Source organism: Olsenella sp. Marseille-QA0557 (genome assembly GCF_965119725.1).
Classification (GTDB): domain Bacteria; phylum Actinomycetota; class Coriobacteriia; order Coriobacteriales; family Atopobiaceae; genus Coprovicinus; species Coprovicinus avistercoris.
Genome location: NZ_CBCPMI010000001.1, coordinates 1609065 through 1628743, shown reverse-complemented (window position 1 = coordinate 1628743; position 19679 = coordinate 1609065). Strand labels below are relative to the sequence as shown.

General features: G+C 50.8%; 11 protein-coding genes, 1 tRNA gene and 2 rRNA genes. 2 read left to right on the top strand and 12 right to left on the bottom strand.

Features of this window, described 5'->3' with window-relative positions; translation table 11 throughout:
* Window positions 1-51: 51 nt before the first annotated feature.
* The 3 genes from ACQY6Y_RS07370 to ACQY6Y_RS07360 all read right to left on the bottom strand — a co-directional run bounded on the left by ACQY6Y_RS07370 (window position 52) and on the right by ACQY6Y_RS07360 (window position 6432).
* Window positions 52-2987: ribosomal RNA gene (locus ACQY6Y_RS07370) — 23S ribosomal RNA — on the bottom strand.
* A 215-nt stretch (window positions 2988-3202) separates the two neighbouring features.
* Window positions 3203-4717: ribosomal RNA gene (locus tag ACQY6Y_RS07365) — 16S ribosomal RNA — on the bottom strand.
* The 16S and 23S rRNA genes sit together here, the layout of an rRNA operon.
* Before the next feature lie 458 nt (window positions 4718-5175).
* Window positions 5176-6432 (bottom strand): MFS transporter, encoded by a 1257-nt coding sequence (locus ACQY6Y_RS07360; protein ID WP_428379668.1) that lies wholly within the window; start codon window positions 6430-6432, stop codon window positions 5176-5178.
* A gap of 202 nt (window positions 6433-6634) precedes the next feature.
* On the opposite strand from ACQY6Y_RS07360, the gene ACQY6Y_RS07355 reads away from it, so the two are divergent.
* Both ACQY6Y_RS07355 and ACQY6Y_RS07350 read left to right on the top strand, forming a co-directional pair.
* Window positions 6635-7558, top strand: a complete 924-nt coding sequence (locus tag ACQY6Y_RS07355; RefSeq protein ID WP_428379667.1) for a zinc dependent phospholipase C family protein — start codon at window positions 6635-6637, stop codon at window positions 7556-7558.
* 141 nt (window positions 7559-7699) lie between these two features.
* Window positions 7700-7774 (top strand) — tRNA-Asn (locus ACQY6Y_RS07350).
* 85 nt (window positions 7775-7859) lie between these two features.
* Here the strand turns inward: ACQY6Y_RS07350 and ACQY6Y_RS07345 are convergent.
* The 9 genes from ACQY6Y_RS07345 to nusA all read right to left on the bottom strand — a co-directional run bounded on the left by ACQY6Y_RS07345 (window position 7860) and on the right by nusA (window position 19669).
* Window positions 7860-8681 carry a hypothetical protein gene (locus tag ACQY6Y_RS07345; RefSeq protein ID WP_428379666.1) on the bottom strand — a complete coding sequence of 274 codons (822 nt, stop codon included), beginning with the start codon at window positions 8679-8681 and terminating at the stop codon, window positions 7860-7862.
* A gap of 266 nt (window positions 8682-8947) precedes the next feature.
* Window positions 8948-10294 (bottom strand): RNA polymerase sigma factor RpoD, encoded by a 1347-nt coding sequence (gene rpoD / locus ACQY6Y_RS07340; protein WP_428379665.1) that lies wholly within the window; start codon window positions 10292-10294, stop codon window positions 8948-8950.
* Between the two features lie 44 nt (window positions 10295-10338).
* A complete protein-coding gene (gene dnaG / locus ACQY6Y_RS07335; protein WP_428379664.1) occupies window positions 10339-12150 on the bottom strand; it encodes a DNA primase in 1812 nt (603 codons plus the stop codon).
* Complete coding sequence (gene ribF, locus ACQY6Y_RS07330) at window positions 12140-13264, bottom strand: riboflavin biosynthesis protein RibF (protein ID WP_428379663.1); 1125 nt, start codon at window positions 13262-13264, stop codon at window positions 12140-12142. Before ribF ends, dnaG begins: the two co-directional genes overlap by 11 nt.
* Window positions 13261-14190: a tRNA pseudouridine(55) synthase TruB gene (truB, locus tag ACQY6Y_RS07325; RefSeq protein ID WP_428379662.1), complete on the bottom strand. Its 930-nt coding sequence runs from the start codon at window positions 14188-14190 to the stop codon at window positions 13261-13263. The genes ribF and truB overlap by 4 nt, the downstream gene beginning before the upstream one ends.
* Window positions 14187-15218, bottom strand: coding sequence for a DHH family phosphoesterase (locus ACQY6Y_RS07320; protein ID WP_428379661.1), 1032 nt, complete (start codon window positions 15216-15218; stop codon window positions 14187-14189). The genes truB and ACQY6Y_RS07320 overlap by 4 nt, the downstream gene beginning before the upstream one ends.
* The gene (gene rbfA / locus ACQY6Y_RS07315) at window positions 15215-15646 is read right to left on the bottom strand and encodes a 30S ribosome-binding factor RbfA (RefSeq protein ID WP_428379660.1); all 432 of its coding nucleotides are present in this window, start codon (window positions 15644-15646) and stop codon (window positions 15215-15217) included. The genes ACQY6Y_RS07320 and rbfA overlap by 4 nt, the downstream gene beginning before the upstream one ends.
* 11 nt (window positions 15647-15657) lie before the next feature.
* Complete coding sequence (gene infB / locus ACQY6Y_RS07310) at window positions 15658-18363, bottom strand: translation initiation factor IF-2 (RefSeq protein WP_428379659.1); 2706 nt, start codon at window positions 18361-18363, stop codon at window positions 15658-15660.
* Window positions 18364-18412: 49 nt separating this feature from the next.
* Window positions 18413-19669: a transcription termination factor NusA gene (nusA, locus tag ACQY6Y_RS07305; protein ID WP_428379658.1), complete on the bottom strand. Its 1257-nt coding sequence runs from the start codon at window positions 19667-19669 to the stop codon at window positions 18413-18415.
* Window positions 19670-19679: the final 10 nt, after the last annotated feature.

Below are 19679 nucleotides of genomic sequence, written 5' to 3'. Positions count from 1 at the left end.
CACCCTGAGGGCCGCACAGCGCGTAGCTAAGAGGTTCTTGAGAAGAAAGCTTAAGAGAAGAGCTCGGCCGATTAGTACCGCTCGGCTGAGGCAGTTGCCTACCTTACACCTGCAGCCTATCAAACTCGTAGTCTACGAGTGGCCTTACCAAAAGGAGAACTCATCTTGGGACTGGCTTCCCGCTTAGATGCCTTCAGCGGTTATCCAGACCGGACGCAGCTACCGGGCAATGCTGTTGGTCAACAACCCGTACACCGGAGGTCCGTCCACCCCGGTCCTCTCGTACTAGGGGCAGCCTCCCGCAATTCTCCTACGCCCACGGAGGATAGGGACCGAACTGTCTCACGACGTTCTGAACCCAGCTCGCGTACCGCTTTAAATGGCGAACAGCCATACCCTTGGGACGTGCTCCAGCCCCAGGATGCGATGAGCCGACATCGAGGTGCCAAACCTTCCCGTCGATGTGGACTCTTGGGGAAGATCAGCCTGTTATCCCCGGAGTACCTTTTATCCGTTGAGCGACGGCCGTTCCACGCCGGGCCGCCGGATCACTAGAGCCTGGTTTCCCATCTGCTCGACCTGTACGTCTCGCAGTCAAGCCTGCTTGTGCTCTTGCACTCAAAGGGACGGTTGCCGACCGTCCTGAGCAGACCTTACGCGCGCCTCCGTTACTCTTTAGGAGGCGACCGCCCCAGTCAAACTACCCACCAGACACGGTCCCCACGCCCGATTAGGGCCGCGGGTTAGGATGCCAAGGCGCCGAGGGTGGTATTCCAAGGGCGACTCCGCAGGGGCTGGCGCCCCTGCATCACAGTCTCCCACCTATCCTCTACACGACGCCCCAGCAGCCAATGTCTAGCTGCAGTAAAGGTTCACGGGGTCTTTCCGTCCTTCCGCGGGTAAGTCGCATCTTCACGACTAGTGCAATTTCACCGGGTCCATGGTTGAGACAGTGTCCAAATCGTTGCGCCTTTCGTGCAGGTCGGAACTTACCCGACAAGGAATTTCGCTACCTTAGGACCGTTATAGTTACGGCCGCCGTTTACCGGGGCTTAGGTTCGCTGCTTCTCCCAAAGGATAACAACTCCCCGTGACCTTCCGGCACCGGGCAGGCGTCAGACCCTATGCGTCGCCTTACGGCTTAGCAGAGTCCTGTGTTTTTGATAAACAGTCGTTTGGACCTCTTCACTGCGGCCAGACCTAGCTCGGGGGGCACGCCCCTCCACCAAGCCCGGCTCCCCTTCTCCCGAAGTTACGGGGTAATTTTGCCGAGTTCCTTAACCATGGTTTTCCCGATCGCCTTGGTATGTTCTACCCATCCACCTGTGTCGGTTTGCGGTACGGGCTCCTAGAGACTGCCTAGAGACTTTTCTTGGGAGCATGGGCTTACCGACTTCGCTTAAGTGCTTCGTCCAGCGCCTCAGCCGTCACGTGGAGCGCATTTCACAACTCCACAGCCTACGCGCCATCACGGGGACGTCCAGAACCCCGCTCGGCTACCCTCCTCCGTTATCCCTTCGGTCATAGCGTCTCGTCGGAGGTGCAGGAATGTCTACCTGCTGTGCATCGACTACGCCTTCCGGCCTCGCCTTAGCTCCCGACTGACCCTGGGGGGATTAGCCTCGCCCAGGAAACCTTGGATTTACGGCGGAGATGTTTCTCACATCTCTCTCGTTACTCATGCCAGCATTCTCACTTCCGGCCGGTCCACGCAGGGTCACCCCATACGCTTCACTCCAGACGGAAAGCTCCCCTACCAATGGATATTGCTATCCATTCCGCCGCTTCGGCGCCATGTTTAGCCCCGTGTATTGTCGGCGCATGTCCACTCGACCAGTGAGCTATTACGCACTCTTTAAATGGGTGGCTGCTTCTAAGCCAACATCCTGGTTGTCTGAGCAGACGCACATCCTTTGCCACTTAACATGGACTTAGGGGCCTTAGCGGGCGGTCTGGGCTGTTTCCCTTTCGAACACACGGCTTAGCCCACATGTTCTGACTCCCGGGGTAAAGACCTACGGCATTCGGAGTTCGGTTGGAGTTGGTAGGCGGTGAGGCCCCCGCGTCCATCCGGTGCTCTACCTCCGCAGGTAAGTTGCCCGGGGCTAGCCCTAAAGCTATTTCGGGGAGAACGAGATATCTCCGGGTTTGATTGGCCTTTCACCCCTATCCACAGGTCATCCCCCCAGTTTTCAACCTAGGTGGGTTCGGCCCTCCACGGGGTCTTACCCCCGCTTCAGCCTGCCCATGGATAGCTCACCCGGCTTCGCGTCCACGGCCCGCGACTAAAACGCCCAGTTAGGACTCGCTGTCGCTACGGCTCGCTTCGTGGCTTAACCTCGCCACGGACCGTGACTCGCTGGCTCATTCTACAAAAGGCACGCCGTCACACCTTAGAAGGTGCTCCGACTGCTTGTAGGCGCACGGTTTCAGGTACTATTTCACTCCCCTCCCGGGGTGCTTTTCACCTTTCCCTCACGGTACTTGTTCGCTATCGGTCACTGGGTAGTACTTAGGCTTGGAGGGTGGTCCCCCCTGATTCCCACCGGGTTTCACGTGTCCGGCGGTACTCGGGTACCTGCTGACATTGTTTGACAGTTCGCATACGGGGCTGTAACCCTGTTTCGCCGGCCTTCCCATACCGTTCTGCTCCTGTGAAACAATGCGCGATAGCAGGCCCCACAACCCCGGCAGCGCTTACGCTACTACCGGTTTGGCCTCATCCCCTTTCGCTCGCCACTACTCGGGGAGTCTCGGTTGATTTCTCTTCCTCCGGGTACTTAGATGTTTCAGTTCCCCGGGTTACCTTTCTCTGGCTTATGTGTTCGGCCAGAGAATCACAGGAAATGAATCCTGTGGGGTTTACCCATTCGGAGACCCTCGGATCAAAAGGTATGTGCCCCTCCCCGAGGATTATCGCAGCTTGTCACGTCCTTCATCGGCTCCCAGTGCCAAGGCATCCACCGTGCGCCCTTATCATCTTCTCTTACAAGATCTGATGATCTTGGGTATACACACTATTGTTTTGTTGATTTATCAACAAATAGATGCGATCTTCGCAGAGAAATAATTCTCTTAACTATCACGCTATGCGGCTCTCAAGGTGCGCGAGGGCGAACCCTCGGGACCGAACACTGCTTCCGAAAAATTGATTAAAGACATCGACAATACTGGATCTGATGTTTCTAAAGATGCTCTCTAGAAAGGAGGTGATCCAGCCGCACCTTCCGGTACGGCTACCTTGTTACGACTTCACCCCCCTTACCCTCCACACCTTCGGCGCCTCCCTCCCTTGCGGGTTGGGCCGGCGACTTCGGGTGCAGACGACTCGGGTGGTGTGACGGGCGGTGTGTACAAGGCCCGGGAACACATTCACCGCGGCGTGCTGATCCGCGATTACTAGCAACTCCGACTTCGTGGGGGCGGGTTGCAGCCCCCAGTCCGAACTGGGACCGGCTTTAAGGGATTCGCTTACCATCGCTGGTTCGCAGCCCGTTGTGCCGGCCATTGTAGCACGTGTGCAGCCCAGGGCATAAGGGGCATGATGACTTGACGTCGTCCCCACCTTCCTCCGGCTTGACGCCGGCGGTCCCGTACGGGTGCCCACCCGAAGTGCTGGCAACATACGGCAGGGGTTGCGCTCGTTGCGGGACTTAACCCAACATCTCACGACACGAGCTGACGACAGCCATGCACCACCTGTGTGCGCTCCTCTCGGCCACCGGGTCTCCCCGGCTTCACGCACATGTCAAGCCCTGGTAAGGTTCTTCGCGTTGCTTCGAATTAAGCCACATGCTCCGCTGCTTGTGCGGGCCCCCGTCAATTCCTTTGAGTTTTAGCCTTGCGGCCGTACTCCCCAGGCGGGACGCTTAATGCGTTAGCTGCGGCACGGAGGGATCGTCCCCCCCATACCTAGCGTCCATCGTTTACGGCTGGGACTACCAGGGTATCTAATCCTGTTCGCTCCCCCAGCTTTCGCTCCTCAGCGTCAGTGATGGCCCAGAAAGCCGCCTTCGCCACCGGTGTTCTTCCCGATATCTGCGCATTCCACCGCTACACCGGGAATTCCGCTTTCCCCTACCACACTCAAGTCCACCGGTATCGGGGGCGGACCGGGGTTGAGCCCCGGGATTTGACCTCCGACCTAATGGACCGCCTACGAGCGCTTTACGCCCAATGAATCCGGATAACGCTCGCCCCCTACGTATTACCGCGGCTGCTGGCACGTAGTTAGCCGGGGCTTCTTCTGCAGGTACCGTCACTTTCGCCTCGTCCCTGCTGAAAGCGGTTTACGACCCGAAGGCCTTCATCCCGCACGCGGCGTCGCTGCGTCAGGCTTTCGCCCATTGCGCAAGATTCCCCACTGCTGCCTCCCGTAGGAGTCTGGGCCGTGTCTCAGTCCCAATCTGGCCGGTCGGTCTCTCAACCCGGCTACCCATCGTCGCCTTGGTAGGCCGTTACCCCACCAACAAGCTAACAGGCCGCGGGCCCATCCCTCGCCGTCTGGGCTTTGCCGTACAACCCATGCGGGAAGTACGGATTATCAGGTATTACCCCCGGTTTCCCGAGGCTATCCCTGAGCGAGGGGCAGGTTGCCCACGTGTTACTCAGCCGTTCGCCACTTTATACACACCCGAAAGTGCTTTAATCGTTCGACTTGCATGTGTTAGGCGCGCCGCCAGCGTTCATCCTGAGCCAGGATCGAACTCTCCGTTCAAAATACCGTTCTTACAAGAACGGAATAAAAAACGTTTTAAAATAAGTTAATCGTCAGGCTCCAGCTTATACGCTGTCGATTCTTCGGATTCAAAAGAAATAAGACAGGGTAAAAACCCTTCTTATCTGCTTGAACTCTTAGCTGTCTTTAACAACTTCTCAGTTGCAGTATCCGGTTCTCAAGGTTCGCGGCCGTCGGGCTTGCCCCGCGGCGCGAGAAATGACTATACGCACGCCAAGCCTCGGCTGCAAGTGAGAACGAGGATTTAGCGCTTGTCTACACATTTCCTACATAATTGGGATAGTGATTCTCGCGTTCGGCAGGTGTCATAATCCCTCATTTATCTGCTCTTTTGCCCTTAAATCCTTGCAGATGGTCAAAAGGTCTCGGTCAACGGTATTTCTCACCATATGACCAAGACCTTTTGAAGCTATTTTTCGAAAAATTTTGTCTGACCCTTATTTTGATATCTCATGTCGAGCATCTGGAAGCTTGAGAAGCAATACAAATCCAATGATGAGAAGAACCCCGATCGAGAGCACTCCATAGCTTGCTGATCCTGTAAGGGATGTCACTGTGGCTACTAAAAACGTACCCATCACACTTGCATAGCGTCCAAAAATATCGAAGAAACCGTAATACTCGTTGGCACGTTCTTTCGGAACAAGCTTTCCAAAGTAGCTTCTTGAAAGAGCTTGTATGCCACCTTGGAACATCCCCACTGCGATAGCCAAAATCCAGAACTCAAAAGCGCTTTGAAGGAAAAACGCTGCAAACAGCACGATACACACGTACGCAAATACAGCAATCAATATCATGCGCAAGGTGCCATACTTCCCTGCCAGACGCCCATAAGCAATCGCAGAGGGAAATGCAACGAATTGAGTCACAAGCAACGCCAAAATGAGTTGTGTGGAATCAATGTCCAGTGATGATCCGTATGTGGTTGCCATCGAAATAACAGTATGAACACCATCGATGTAGAAGAAGAACGCGATCATGTAGATAAAGAGCTGGCGGTCTTTTGCAATACTTTTTAATGTTGTTCCTAAGCCCTTAAACGTTTTTGCAATCTCGGTGCCCAGCGTGGCTCCTTCACCAAGTGTTTTGCCAAAACGCTGTCGATACGTACGCACAAGCGGCAACGTAAAAACAAGCCACCATAAAGCAATAATGATAAATGAGACACGTACACACCAGAGCATATCCAAGCCCAAAACGGCTGGTCCACCCAAGATGAGTCCAATGCAGACGATAAATGGAATGCAAGAACCTATGTAGCCCCATGCATAACCCGATGAGCTCACACTATCCATACGATCGTCGGTTGTTACATCGGTGAGCATGGCATCGTAGAATGTCATCGACGAGTTAAGCCCGATAGTACAAAGCACATAGACCACGAGAAATGGCAACGCACTCATAGGGATTGCCTGTGCAAGACACAAAACAAACCCTGTAAGAAAGGCACCTAAAAAGAATTTAATTTTGTTGCCGGCGAAATCAGCCAAAGAACCCAAAATCGGCATGAGAAGCGCCACAACAAGCGAAGCAACCGTCTGAGCATTAGCCCAAGCAGTAACAAGCTCTGCTGCCGAAGCCCCCTGGTTTATTGCATTAAAATAGATAGGAACAACAGACGTATTAAATAAGACAAGCGCAGAATTACCCACATCGTAGAGCACCCAGTTTCGCTCTAACTTCGTAAATTTCATGGTTGCTACGTCCTTCCTCTGAGCGCAGCTTTGTTCTACATCGATTAAAAAGATCATACGCTGCTTAATGCATGCTAATTCCGTCTATGACACAAATAGGTAAGCCAGACGTAAAACATTCTCGCTTTTCAGCCGCAATCTGAGCTATTGATAACAGCTTTAAGGGGTACGAATAGACATAACCTATGCGATGGGAGGCAAAATGCCCGCGATTATTACACACCGTCTATTTGGTGAGAGAGCTCAGAAAGAATTACCGGAAGGCCTTATTGACGGTGAGGAACAACTCTTAGCTTTTCTTTTGGGAAACCAAGGTCCTGATCCGTTCTTCTTCCGCTTCTCAGGAATACCGAGAAAACTGCATGCATCACATGAGCTTGCCCATCGTATGCACAATGAACATATCTATGAAGCTTTCCAAGCTATGCACACGGGTGTAGAAAGACTTCCGGTTGCTGATAGTCGTATTGGACGCGCATTCGCATTGGGCATGCTCTCTCATTACGCCTTAGATCGAACAGTTCATCCGTATGTCTATGCTCAGCAAAATGATCTTATTTCCGCGAATGTAGATTTAAATGACGCAGAAAATGAAGTACATGCCATTATCGAAAGCGATCTGGATTGTTGGCTTCTTTGGCAAACAAGAAAAGTAACGGTTCAGGAATATCCGCCTGCCGAGATTCTCATTTGTACAGAGAGAATCGGTCGCGTTGCAGGAGCACTCATGAGTCATGTTGCTCTCACAACATTCGGGATTGACCTTGATGTCGATGAGTACCCGCATGCAGTTAACAATATGAGGCAGGTGTACCAACTCATTGAACCAGCTGGCTCGAATCGTAATCAAAAAATTGGAAAACTCGAACGCTTATTCAGAAGGCATTCAATGCTTTCGTCGCTTGCTCACCCAACACAAGATCTTTCTGCAGACGCTGCAGCAAATATTGAGCATTTCCTTTGGACAAATCCATTTACGGGCCAACAATCGAATGACTCTTTTAATGATCGTCTAAAAGAAGCGCTCGCAGATTGGGAAAAGCTTGCAGAGGCGTTTATCCATGGTGGAAGCGTGCTTGCAAATGAAATAACTGGCATCAATTATTCTGGTCAAAGATCTCAATGATTGCTATTTCGCCAGGTAAAGTGCCTTTATTAAGTAGCTTGCCAAATTATGGAAGCTCAAACGCATAAGAATTTGAAAAAAATGGTTGCACCTAAAATAGTATTCGGTATACTTACTTCTTGTGCAAAGCGCACGACATATTCCCCGGTGGCGCAGCGGTAGCGCAACTGACTGTTAATCAGTGTGTCGTAGGTTCGAACCCTACCCGGGGAGCCAGAATTTTCAAGCCCTCTTTTCAGAGGGCTTTTTTATTATGATTTCTCAGATCTGACAATATCTATGAAGTGTTATAGAGCCTTGACTATTTATAGGTCACAAAGAGCTGCGTGCCATCATAGCTTGCTTCAACAATCTCATAACCGCTGCTTTGAATCTTTTCAAACAATGATTCGACCTCAGAAGTCTTAGATTTCATAAGAGCTAGAGATTCAGATTCTCCAGAACTATCTCGCTCAAACACTGCCGCATGTAGCCTGCCGTCCTTGGAAGCAAGTCCTTCCATATGATGCGTAGTAATTGTGCCTAATTGTTTAACTTTGTCATTGACTTTAACGGCAAAACGAACAGCATCGTTGGTCTGGGTTTTGCTACATTCAAGAGCCCACAGGAAATCAGGACCCTCAAGTGTTAAAAACTTCTCTCCACCTCGGTTCTTTTTTATGGCTAACGAAAAAATTCCAACCAAAAGCATGCGAGTAACCGTAATGCGACTACTCGCCTCTTCTCCAGACTCAACTCGAGCAACTACACTGTTTAACTCTTTTCGTTCTGACTCGCCAGAATCTTTCAGATAGATTGCAAAATTGGAATAGAGACGGATCTCTCCATCTACTCCGCGCAGCACAGCTTCGGGATATTCAACTCCCGAAATATCGTCAATTCTCGAAGAATCATAGAGTGCTATTTCTACATAACCGAAGCCAATAACCTTAATTTCAGCTTGGATATTTTCAATACCAAGATCCTCAATGATGTTGACACATTCCAGCGGAACTTCGCCAATTGTATAGCCATTTGAAGTGGCTATGATTTGCGATCCATTCTGTTCAAAATCAACTTTTGAACCTCGACGAAAACCGTCTGTATCCCAGCATTCTATTTTTGCTCTACCAACTTCATACATAGAGATATCAGCCTTTTTGAGATTGTGGAACGCTCTATTCTTTAGCTATTGTTTGTCCCTACATAATTTGCCCCAATGCTAGCTCTCTAGTCAGGAAGTAACCTGTTTTATACAAAACACTATCTGCTGGAATAGCCGTACAGCATTTCTGAATCCAGCAGAGAGATTGTTGCACCTGAGCCACAGATTGCAAGAGAGGCTATAAACAAAAAGTGCCGGCATGAAGCCGGCACTCAAATTCAATAATTCAAGAGAAAGAAACTTCTCTACTCCTGCATATAGTCTTTCAGTCGGCCTGAACGGCTGGGATGGCGCAGTTTGGCAAGCGTCTTGCTCTCGATCTGACGAATACGCTCACGCGTAACACCAAACTCGCGACCAACCTCTTCAAGCGTTCTGGGGTGACCATCTTCCAATCCAAAGCGAAGCTTAATTACTTTGCGCTCACGATCGGCAAGGCCATCAAGCACTTGATCGAGTTGCTCATGAAGCATTGAATCCGTTGCAGCATCTGGAGGAGCCACTGCCTGAGAATCCTCAATGAAGTCGCCCAGTTGTGAATCCTCTTCTTCGCCAATAGGCGTCTCAAGGGACACAGGCTCCTGACTGATCTTCTGAATCTCGCGCACGCGATCGGCACTCATACCCATCTCCTCGCCAATCTCTTCGGGAGTTGGGTCACGACCTAAATCCTGAAGGAGCTGGCGCTGCACACGTACGAGTTTGTTAATGGTCTCTACCATGTGCACTGGGATACGAATAGTACGAGCCTGATCGGCAATAGCACGCGTAATTGCCTGGCGAATCCACCAGGTAGCATACGTCGAGAATTTGAAGCCTTTGGTATAGTCGAACTTCTCAACTGCGCGAATGAGACCCAAATTACCTTCCTGGATAAGATCCAGGAAGAGCATACCGCGTCCCACATAGCGTTTAGCGATAGAGACAACGAGACGCAAGTTTGCAGAAATAAGCGCCTGCTTTGCCTCAAGACCCACCTGTTCAACACGTGTAAGACGACGACGCTCCGCACGTGTGAGTTCCTCTTCTCCCATGTCAGCAGCTTCAAGATGCTGAGCAGCATCGGTGCCAGCCTCAATCTTCATGGCGAGATTAACTTCTTCAGCGGCGGTAAGAAGGTCAACCTTACCAATTTCTTTCAAGTACATACGTACCGGATCGCCCGTGAGCATAACCGTACTTGAATCAACACGGCGACGTGCTTTGCTGCGCGCAGAGCGGCGTTGAGGTTGACGAACTTTTGCTGCAGCACGAAGCTCCTCATCGGCAACTTTTGTTTCCTCGAGAGCTGCCTTGCGGTCATCGTCGACATCATCGCCAAAAGGATCATCATCGTCATCATCAGCGACGCCACCCATTGTGGCTAAAAGATCCGGTGAAAGCGTCCCGTCACCATCAGCTTCGATATCGACACCTTTTGCTCTTAAGGCATCGTAAATATCGGAAAGCTCCTCATCGTTGATATCCACCTCACGCAGCGCGATCTGGATATCATCTTCAGTGACGCTTTTTCCATCTGAACTTTTTACGATGTTGTCTACGACAATGCTCAGCTCTTTAGGGAGCTTGATATCGTTCTTCTTCTTGGCCACGTGGCTCCTTTCGACATAGCCGCTAAATTCTACCCTATTCCGGCCTATTCATAACCCTCAGAGAGCCTTTCACTTAATTCATTGACATATCGCTGCAACTGAGTTGCCTCTCGAAAGAGTTTTTCTGCATCCTGAGACTGATCGGAGGTCTGCAAACGCGCTTTTATCCCACGAATACGTCGTTTGGTAGAGAATAGATCTACTTGATCAATGAGAAATGCTGCACGCTTTTCCACATCATCAGAAGAAGCCGGGAACTGGCTTTCCGCCAAGATTTGCCGAGCTTTGGGCACAACAGCTTCAACGGTCGTAATAATTTCGCGTGGCGTAGTTCCTGCGGGGGTCGCCAACATCGCCCATGCAATCGTCTCATGAACAGGATCTGTCCAAGAAAAAGACCCTAGTCGATCGGCATATGTTCTAAATGCATCAAGGTTTTCTGCCATAGAAGCTAACAGTTCACGTTCAACTAAAATTTGCCGACGCTCATCCAGAGAAAAAGTACGCATCTCAGAAGACGGTTGTTGTGCATGAACCGGTTGATCACGAGGAGTTGTTTCAGTCTCAAGCTCAGCAGGTTTTGCTTGCTGAATTGCACGGCGCGTCTCTGCAACATTTGTGCCTAGCGCATCTGCTAAACGTGTCGCATAGCCATCCAACAAAACTGAGTTTTTAAGTGGCGCCAAGATAGACGCCAATTCATGCAGCGCTTTCACGCGCTGTCCCGGAACAGTTAAGTCGTAGCCTGCAAGACGGTGTTCAAAAACGAAGTCGATAAGTGGTCGAGATTTTCCCAATTCCTCACGAAGCGCATCAGGACCATAGGTATCAAGAAACTCTGCTGGATCTAAATTGTTAGGTAAGACAACACAGCGCAGATCAGCATCGGTCTGGGTAACGTAGCGAACTGCACGCTCTGCAGCTCGCTGTCCCGCTGCATCACCATCAAACAGGCAAATAATGGTATGCGCAAACCGAGATAAGGTGCGAACATGATCGAGTGAAAACGATGTTCCCAGAGCGGCAACCGCATTGGTAAAACCAGCCTCATGCATGGCAATAACATCGGTATATCCCTCGGAAACAATTGCGGTTCTTTGCGCAGTAATTGTCTCTTTTGCACGATCAAAGGCAAACATATGCTTTGATTTGTGAAAGACAGCTGTCTCTTTAGTATTGAGGTATTTGGGTTTCGCGTCGGTTAGAACACGCCCACCAAATGCGATAACACGACCACCTTCATCACGAATTGGGAACATTACCCGATCGTAGAATCTATCCTGAAGATGGTTATTTCGCTCTACAGCCAAATCTGCCGCAATCATCTCGGCAGCAGAAAAACCCTTTTGAGAGAGGTGGGAAACGAGCTGCGCATGGCCTGGAGCAAATCCCAGCCCCCATCGGCGACACACCGAAGAGCCAAATCCACGACCCGCCAAATACGAGCGACCCGCAGCACAATCTTTGCCTTTTCCACGCAGAAGCAATAAAGCATAAAACGCCTGTGCCTCTGTTAAGCAATCGATAAGGCGATTGCGCTTTGGACCATGGTGCGTAGAGCCATGCTCCTCGGTAAGTTCTATACCAGATCTATCGGCTAAATAACGAATGGCGTCGGGAAAGGAAAGATTTTCTCGTTCGCAAATATAATCAAAAACGTCTCCGCCTTTACCGCAGCCAAAACAATGCCATAAGCCTGTTGAGGGATTGATCTTGAATGACGGGCTTTTCTCATGGTGGAAAGGACAGCATCCCCAAAACTCACCACCACGCTGCTTGAGCGGCACGGTCTCTGACACAAGTGCAACAAAGTCTGTTTCTTTGCGTACACGCTCCTTGTCTTCATCAGAGATCATTGGTGCCCCCTAGATTAACTTCGTGTTCACCTAAGGTCATTCGTACCCAGTCAATATTTGAGAGAACCACTTTTTTTAGCTCTTCTACTGAAGAAAAAGGACGAGAATCCCGAAGCCATCGAACAAAAACAACCGTTACATCTCGATTATAAAGATCTCCAGAAAAACCCAGAAGATTCGCTTCAAGAAAAGCTTGGGATGTAGCTGGCGTATCAGTAAAAGTAGGTGGCAAACCTACGTTGAGTGCAGCAGGCCATGCGTGGCTTCCGCAAACAACAAATCCAGCAAAAACACCCTGCTTTGGCAAACATGAACGAGCGGACAGAGAAACATTAGCAGTAGGAAATCCAAAGGTTTTTCCCTCTCCCCTCCCATGAATTATTTTTCCTTCTACGCAGTAGCAACGGCCAAGCATGCCTGCTGCCTGTTCAACACGCCCGACATGGATAAGGCTGCGGATACGCGTTGCACTCACAGCGGAGCCATTATCATCAACAAGATGGAGACCAATAACTTCAAATCCATCTTGAGCTCCCAGTTCAGAGAGAGCAGAAACTGTTCCGGCTCCTTTCGCACCCATTTGGAAATTCTCGCCTACAACTAGAAGGCGCAGCGTCCCTAACCGCTGCAAAACATCACGTACAAAAACATCGTAGGAAACCTGCGCGAGTTCAGGAGTGAAATGAAGGGCAATAATTGGCACTGAAGCGCAAGTACTCAGGAGCTGAATGCGCTCAGATACAGAAAGTAACTCGATGCCATCTGTTACAGAAGACAGAACTTCAGCTGGATCAGGAGAAAAGGTCACGATAAGAGGAGCTGCTTTGAGCTCTTGTGCTCTTGTCAGTAAACGATCGATAAGTGCTTGATGACCCCTGTGTACGCCATCAAAAGCTCCAATTGCACAGGCAATAGGCGCTGCTGAAGATGGAATCTTTTTTCCATGAGGTATGAAAGCTTTTGCAGAAAAGCCGTCAAGATTCACATCAAGCACGTGGTTGTGAGAAGAATCTCTCCCCTGAAGTGCGTCGCTCAGAAGCGAAATAGTTTGTGCGGGTTTAAGTGGCGCTTCGGGACTCATTTGTAAAAGGCTACATTCTAGAAAGGTGGTCAAACGCACACTCCTTCAATTGCCTGAGGAAAGTTTACATCGCAGCGCACATACGTACCGTCATAACGCCAAATGCCAGCTAGTCCGCCCTTATACGTTAGGGCAATCTTGGTGTTATTTGAATAACTTTGCTGAAACTGCGGCACAAATGGACGCCCATGCATAACGGGTTTGCACTCATTATCAGCAAGCTCATACGAGAAAAGCTCAAGTGCTTCCACTGGATCAAGTAAATGGGCACGAATAGCCGCAAGGCCATCGGCCTCAAGTTCTGCGAGTGTGAGGCAATCTTTCAGACTGATAGAACCCGAGGTCAACCTACGCAAGTTAGTTACATGAGCAAAGCAACCAAGCTTTTGACCTAAATCACGTGCAATGCTTCGAATGTAAGTTCCCTTGGAAACATCCAAATCGAGTGTCCATGTAGCTTGTTCTGGATCGATATCTACAAGCTTGGCATCAAAAATCTGAATATGACGAGAAGGAAGTTCTATCTGTTGTCCCGCCCGCGCCACAGCATATGCGCGTTTCCCACCAACCGAAACAGCTGAATACGCCGGTGGAACCTGATCTTGTTCTCCAATCAGACCCTTCACCTCTTCTAAGGCTTTAGGATATGAAAGTAGTTCAGGTGAAACTGGAGCGGTTTGTATGCTATCTCCCTCAGCGTCATCGGTCGTTGTTTGCACGCCAAGAGAAAACGTAGCTCTATACTGTTTGCGATCAAGCGTCAGCAGACCCAAAAGTTTGGTCGCCTGTCCAACACCAATGACAAGTACACCTGAAGCAGCAGGATCCAAAGTTCCAGCATGGCCAACTCGAGAGGTGCCCAACACGCGCCTAACACGCGACACTACATCGTGACTTGTCATACCTGTAGGTTTATCAAGAGCAAAGAGTGCATTGATCGGAGAAGGACCACGCCTCACGACAAACTCCCATCGAGCAAACTGCGCAGCAATGGTAAAGCGGTAGCAAGAACCTCATCAATGCTTCCCCGCGCAGTAAAACCAGCAGCAGCCTTATGACCTCCCCCGCCGAGCGCTCGAGCCACTCGGGAAACATCCCAGTCCGCCTTTGAACGGAGATTGCCACGAACCGTGCCATCCCCCGCTTCTTTGAGAAAGAGAGCAACCTCAGAGCCCTCAACAGAACGAACTATATCGATAAGACCATCGCATTCATCAGGATGGGCTCCAGTACGCTCAAGATCGGCGTGTGTAGCATAGCTATAGGCAACGCGCCCTTCATCAAACGTGATGATCCTGCCCATTACTATCGACTGAAGATGAAGGTATTCCAAGCGGAAACTCTGATATACATGCAGAGATATTTCACTCGGATCAGCCCCAGCATCTACCAACACACTTGCAATCTCAAATGCTTCTGCATCGGCATTTTGATATTGGAAACGACCGGTATCGGTAACAATAGCGCACATCAAACACTGAGAAAGATCTTCATCAAGCTCAAGCCCAAGATGAAGTGCAAATTCGGCAACGATAACACCGGTAGCAGCAGCCTCTGGACGAATGACAGAAACTTCTGCCACCTTATCAACCTGAGGATGATGGTCGATTACAGCAAGATGATGTGCCTGTTCAGCAAGACTACGAGCTTCATTAAGACGAGATGGATGCGGTAAGTCGACCATGATAAATAAATCAGGATCTTCGACATACTCGTCAACATGTATAAAAGTATCGGCCCCTGGCAAAAAGCGATAGAGACGTGGCACTGGATCAGGGTCAGCCAAAAGGCATGCAACTCGTTTGCCTGGCCAACGATGCTGAATGATACGAGCTAAACCAAGCACCGATCCAAGTGCATCACCATCAGGGTTTGTATGAGCGCAGAGCGCAATTGTTGTTGCTTGCTCAATCTCATGAGCAAGTTCGTCAAACGCTGCGATCTGCGCTTCAAATACCTCTGCAGGCATGGGCTCGCATGGTTTCAACGAGCCTCGCCTCCCTCCTCGGATACACCCTCTTCAGATCCATCCTCATGCTCAACCGGATAACCTTGCTCGTCTTTCTCGATTGACATGGTTTCTGGAACATTTTCGAGTGCCCGAGCGATACGCTCAGCCTCATCGGTGGTTGTATCAATGGTAAACGCAATTTCAGGCGTTACTCGCCAACCGAGACTACGGCCAAGCAATGAGCGAATCCTCCCTTTAGCGCGTGCAAGCGCAGCCAAAACCTCATCGTAACGATCGGGTTCACAGCTTACGTATACACGCATAAAGGAACGGTCAACCGAGACCTCCACGCCCGTTATGGTAACGAACGCGAGGTCAGGGTCGGCAATTTCATACAGCAAAATATTCGCAAGTTTCTCACGTGCCAACTCATTTGATCGACGTGATCCAGAGTTCTGCTTCATGGTCCACCTCGCTATTCTGTACGAGCAACCTCCACGATCCGGAAGCCCTCGATAAGGTCACCGGGGTGGAAGTCCTGATAGTTCTCAAGGCTGATGCCGCACTCAAAGCCTGCTTTAACGCTCTTAACGTCATCCTTGTAGCGCCTGAGTGAAGCGATCTTGCCCTCAAAGACCACGATACCATCGCGAACAAGGCGCACGGAATCGTCGCGAGAGATTTCGCCTTCGCTCATCATGCAGCCAGCAGCAACGCCGACTTTGGGCACCTTAAAGGTCTCGCGAACCTCTGCCACACCCGTCTGGTGCTCTTCTTCGGTGGGTTTGAGCATGCCAATACGAGCGGCATCGATATCTTCGATGGCCTTGTAAATGACGCTATAGGTACGAATTTCAACGCCAGCACGCTCGGCAGCATTGCGTGCCTTGGCCTCCGGGCGCACACCAAAGCCAATGATAATTGCATTGGAGGCATCGGCGAGAATAACGTCGGTTTCGGTAATAGCACCAACAGCAGAGTGAATGGTATTGATGCGTACCTCAGACTGATCCATCTTATTGAGAGAATCCTGAAGAGCCTCAATAGAGCCCTGAACATCAGCCTTGATGATGAGATTCAGTTCCTTAACATCAGCAGATGCCATGGTGTCAAAGAGGTTCTCAAGCGTGACATGCTTCACGCGGTTCTGCTCTTCAATACGGGCCTTGAGGGCGCGCTGATCGGCCAAATCACGTGCATCACGCTCGTCTTGGAAGACGCGGAATTCGTCGCCTGCCATAGGAACGCTCTGAAGACCCAAAATCTCAACAGCATCCGAAGGGCCAGCTTCCTCAACGGAATTGCCCTTAGGATCGACCATAGCACGTACGCGACCAAAAGAGAGTCCCGCAACAAGCGCATCGCCCACATGCAGAGTACCGCGCGTTACGAGAACCGTTGCTACAGAACCGCGACCACGATCCAGCTTTGCCTCAAGTACGTTGCCGGAAGCAAAGGTGTTGGGATTGGCTTTGAGCTCGAGAACATCGGCCTGAAGCAGAACGGTCTCAAGCAGCTCGTCGATACCGATCTTCTTCTTGGCAGAAATATTTACGAACATATTCTGGCCGCCCCACTCTTCGGGAATAATGCCATATTCCGTGAGCTCCTGGCGGACCTTATCCGGGTTTGCACCGGGTTTATCAATCTTGTTGACTGCAACGATGATAGGCACGCCAGCAGCCTTTGCGTGGTTGATAGATTCAACAGTCTGAGGCATAACGCCGTCATCAGCAGCAACAATAAGAATAACGATGTCGGTTACTTTAGCGCCGCGTGCACGCATGGCAGTAAAGGTTTCGTGACCAGGCGTATCAATAAAGGTGATAGGCCTTCCGTTGATAAGCACCTGGGAAGCACCAATAGCCTGTGTAATACCGCCAGCTTCGCCTTCAGCAACACCGGTATGACGAATAGCATCGAGAAGCGACGTCTTACCGTGGTCAACGTGTCCCATTACCGTAACCACTGGAGGACGCGGAAGCAGATCTTTCGGATCGTCGTAGAAGGTGAACGAATTCTCCTCTTCCTTGGTCATAACGCGAACCTTACGACCCAGGTCATCAGCCACAAGCTCGATGAGATCGTCAGTCATGCTCTGCGTCATGGTAAGAGGCGTGCCCAACAAGAACAGACGCTTAATAATGTCGTTAGCGGACACATTCAGAAGATCTGCCAGCTCAGCTACGGTAGAACCCTGCGGAACCTTTACCGTATCGAGCTGCGAAAGATCCTGGTCGTTCGCAATGGCTTCTTCTATGCGCTGCTGTTCAGCTGCTTCCTTAGCTTGCTTTTGACGACGCTCTTTGCGCTTACGACGACGCCCTGTGGATTCACGGGTTGCCTCTTCAACTGCAGCGCGAGCCTCTTCGAGAACATGCTCGCGATTATATTCCTCGGCTGCACGCGCCATACGGCTGTAACGATCCTCGCTGGAGTTCTCATTGTGGTGGTTCTTGTTTCCGCGACCACGCCTATTCTTTCCAGCTCCCTCAGCACGGGCCTGTTCACCTGCAACATCCATTGCAGCGGCACCCACCGTGTTATTGCGGCTCCTGCGATGCTGCGGCTCGCTGCTTGGAGCATCATTGTTCGAAGAACGGGAATTGCGAGAACCACGCGAATTGCGTGAGCTGCGACGCTCTTCACGTTCAGCCTTGCGCTCTTCTTCCTTGTGAGCCTTGGTCTCCGCAAGGACCTTTTCCTGCTGAGCGATTTGCTCTAACAAGCTCGCCATAGAAGGAACAGAGCTGGGAGCATTGTCATGCACGCGATTTCGCTCAGCCTCTTCAGCTGCTTTGCGCTCAGCTTCGCGGCGCGCGTCTTCTTCTGCCTTTGCCTTAGCACGAGCCTTCTCTTCGGCAGCACGACGACGCTCTTCCTCGGCACGCTCTACCTCGCGACGACGCTCTGCTGCAAGGCGCTCCTCTTCGGCCTTAACGCGAGCTTCCTGCTCCTCGCGCTCGTGCTCTTCTTTCTCAAGACGTTTCTGCTCTTCAATCTCAGCCTTACGCGCCTCAAGAATGGGGGCCAGCTTTTTGCGCACCATTGAGACATACGCCTCTTCCAGTGCAGATGATGCAGAGCTGGCTGGAATCTTCATATCTTTGAGATGACCAAGCATTTCCTTGCTTGTCATTCCATATTCTTTAGCAAGGTCATGAACACGAACTTTTGCCATGGGCACTCCCTTCTCTATGTCTCATCGAATTCGGGGCATCTGCCCAGGCTTAAATCAGTGAATCTGGATCGTCTGATACTTCCACATCGGCAAGCTCAGCCATCTTCTCATGGATGCCACAATATGGAGAACCAGGACGAGCCATGTTGCGGCAACGGACACCATTGGGGCCCACATACTCGCAACGATGCTCTTCATCTTCACTGACTTCCTCATGCTCAGGTTCAGCAGCGGCCATACCGCGAAGAATACCGGCAGCCAGCGATTCATTCTTGATATCGATGTGCAAACCAGTAAGACGGGCTGCCAAACGAGCATTCTGACCTTCCTTACCAATTGCCAAGGAAAGCTGATCGTCAGGCACAATAACCGTTGCATGACCAGTTTCAGGGTCGACAATAACGCGGCTAACCTTAGCCGGCGATAGTGCGTTGGCGACACACGTTGCAGGATCGTCACTCCAAAGAACCACATCTACACGCTCGCCACGCAGCTCGGATACGACTGTTCTCACGCGGCTACCACGCGGTCCAACACAGGCGCCAACCGGATCGAGACGGCTATCGAGTGAAGAAACAGCGACCTTAGAACGCGCACCAGGCTCACGGGCAATTGAACGAATCTCAACGACACCGTCGTAAATCTCGGGAACCTCGAGCTCAAACAGACGGCGAATAAGATCGGGATGCGTACGGCTGATTACGATTGAAGGACGCATATGCTCACCGCGAATGGGCTGTGCATTGCTATTCGGGTCGCGCACATCAACAATAATGGCCTTAATACGCTGATTGTGAGAATAACGTTCGCCCTGAGGACGCTCATTGCGCTCCTCGGGATGACGACGAAGGTCGAAATAAGGCAGCTCAGCCTCGACACCTTCGCGGATCTTTACAATTGTGAACTCATTGGTAATTTGAAGTACCGTACCGGTGATAATGTCGCCAATGCGCTCAGAGAATTCCTCATAAATCTGCTGGCGAGCAGCATTGCGCACAATTGCGTTGATGGCCGCCTTAGCATGCTGGGCAGCAATACGACTGGTGTCGGGAGGCGTTACATCAATCTCATCATATTCAGTAAATTCGCCTGTTTCCTCATCAAATGATTCGTCACGAGGCTCAAGACGGTAGACATAAATCCTGCCTGTAGCGCGATCGATAGTAACCTTGGCGCCCCAGTCGAGATGCAGAATATCTGCATAGCTCTTTGCGAGCGACTGCTCGAGACAGTCAAGCAAGTAGAGCTGATCTATATGCTTTTCCTGACACAGCGCCATGAGCGCTTCCATCATTTCGGATGCCATGATATTTCCC

Excerpts from the sequence above, each read along its gene's own strand:
- ACQY6Y_RS07360 (WP_428379668.1), bottom strand. The coding sequence starts at position 6,432 with ATGAAATTTACGAAGTTAGAGCGAAACTGGGTGCTCTACGATGTGGGT.
- ACQY6Y_RS07355 (WP_428379667.1), top strand. The coding sequence starts at position 6,635 with ATGCCCGCGATTATTACACACCGTCTATTTGGTGAGAGAGCTCAGAAA.
- ACQY6Y_RS07345 (WP_428379666.1), bottom strand. The coding sequence starts at position 8,681 with ATGTATGAAGTTGGTAGAGCAAAAATAGAATGCTGGGATACAGACGGT.
- dnaG (WP_428379664.1), bottom strand. The coding sequence starts at position 12,150 with ATGATCTCTGATGAAGACAAGGAGCGTGTACGCAAAGAAACAGACTTT.
- rbfA (WP_428379660.1), bottom strand. The coding sequence starts at position 15,646 with ATGAAGCAGAACTCTGGATCACGTCGATCAAATGAGTTGGCACGTGAG.
- infB (WP_428379659.1), bottom strand. The coding sequence starts at position 18,363 with ATGGCAAAAGTTCGTGTTCATGACCTTGCTAAAGAATATGGAATGACA.
- nusA (WP_428379658.1), bottom strand. The coding sequence starts at position 19,669 with ATGGCATCCGAAATGATGGAAGCGCTCATGGCGCTGTGTCAGGAAAAG.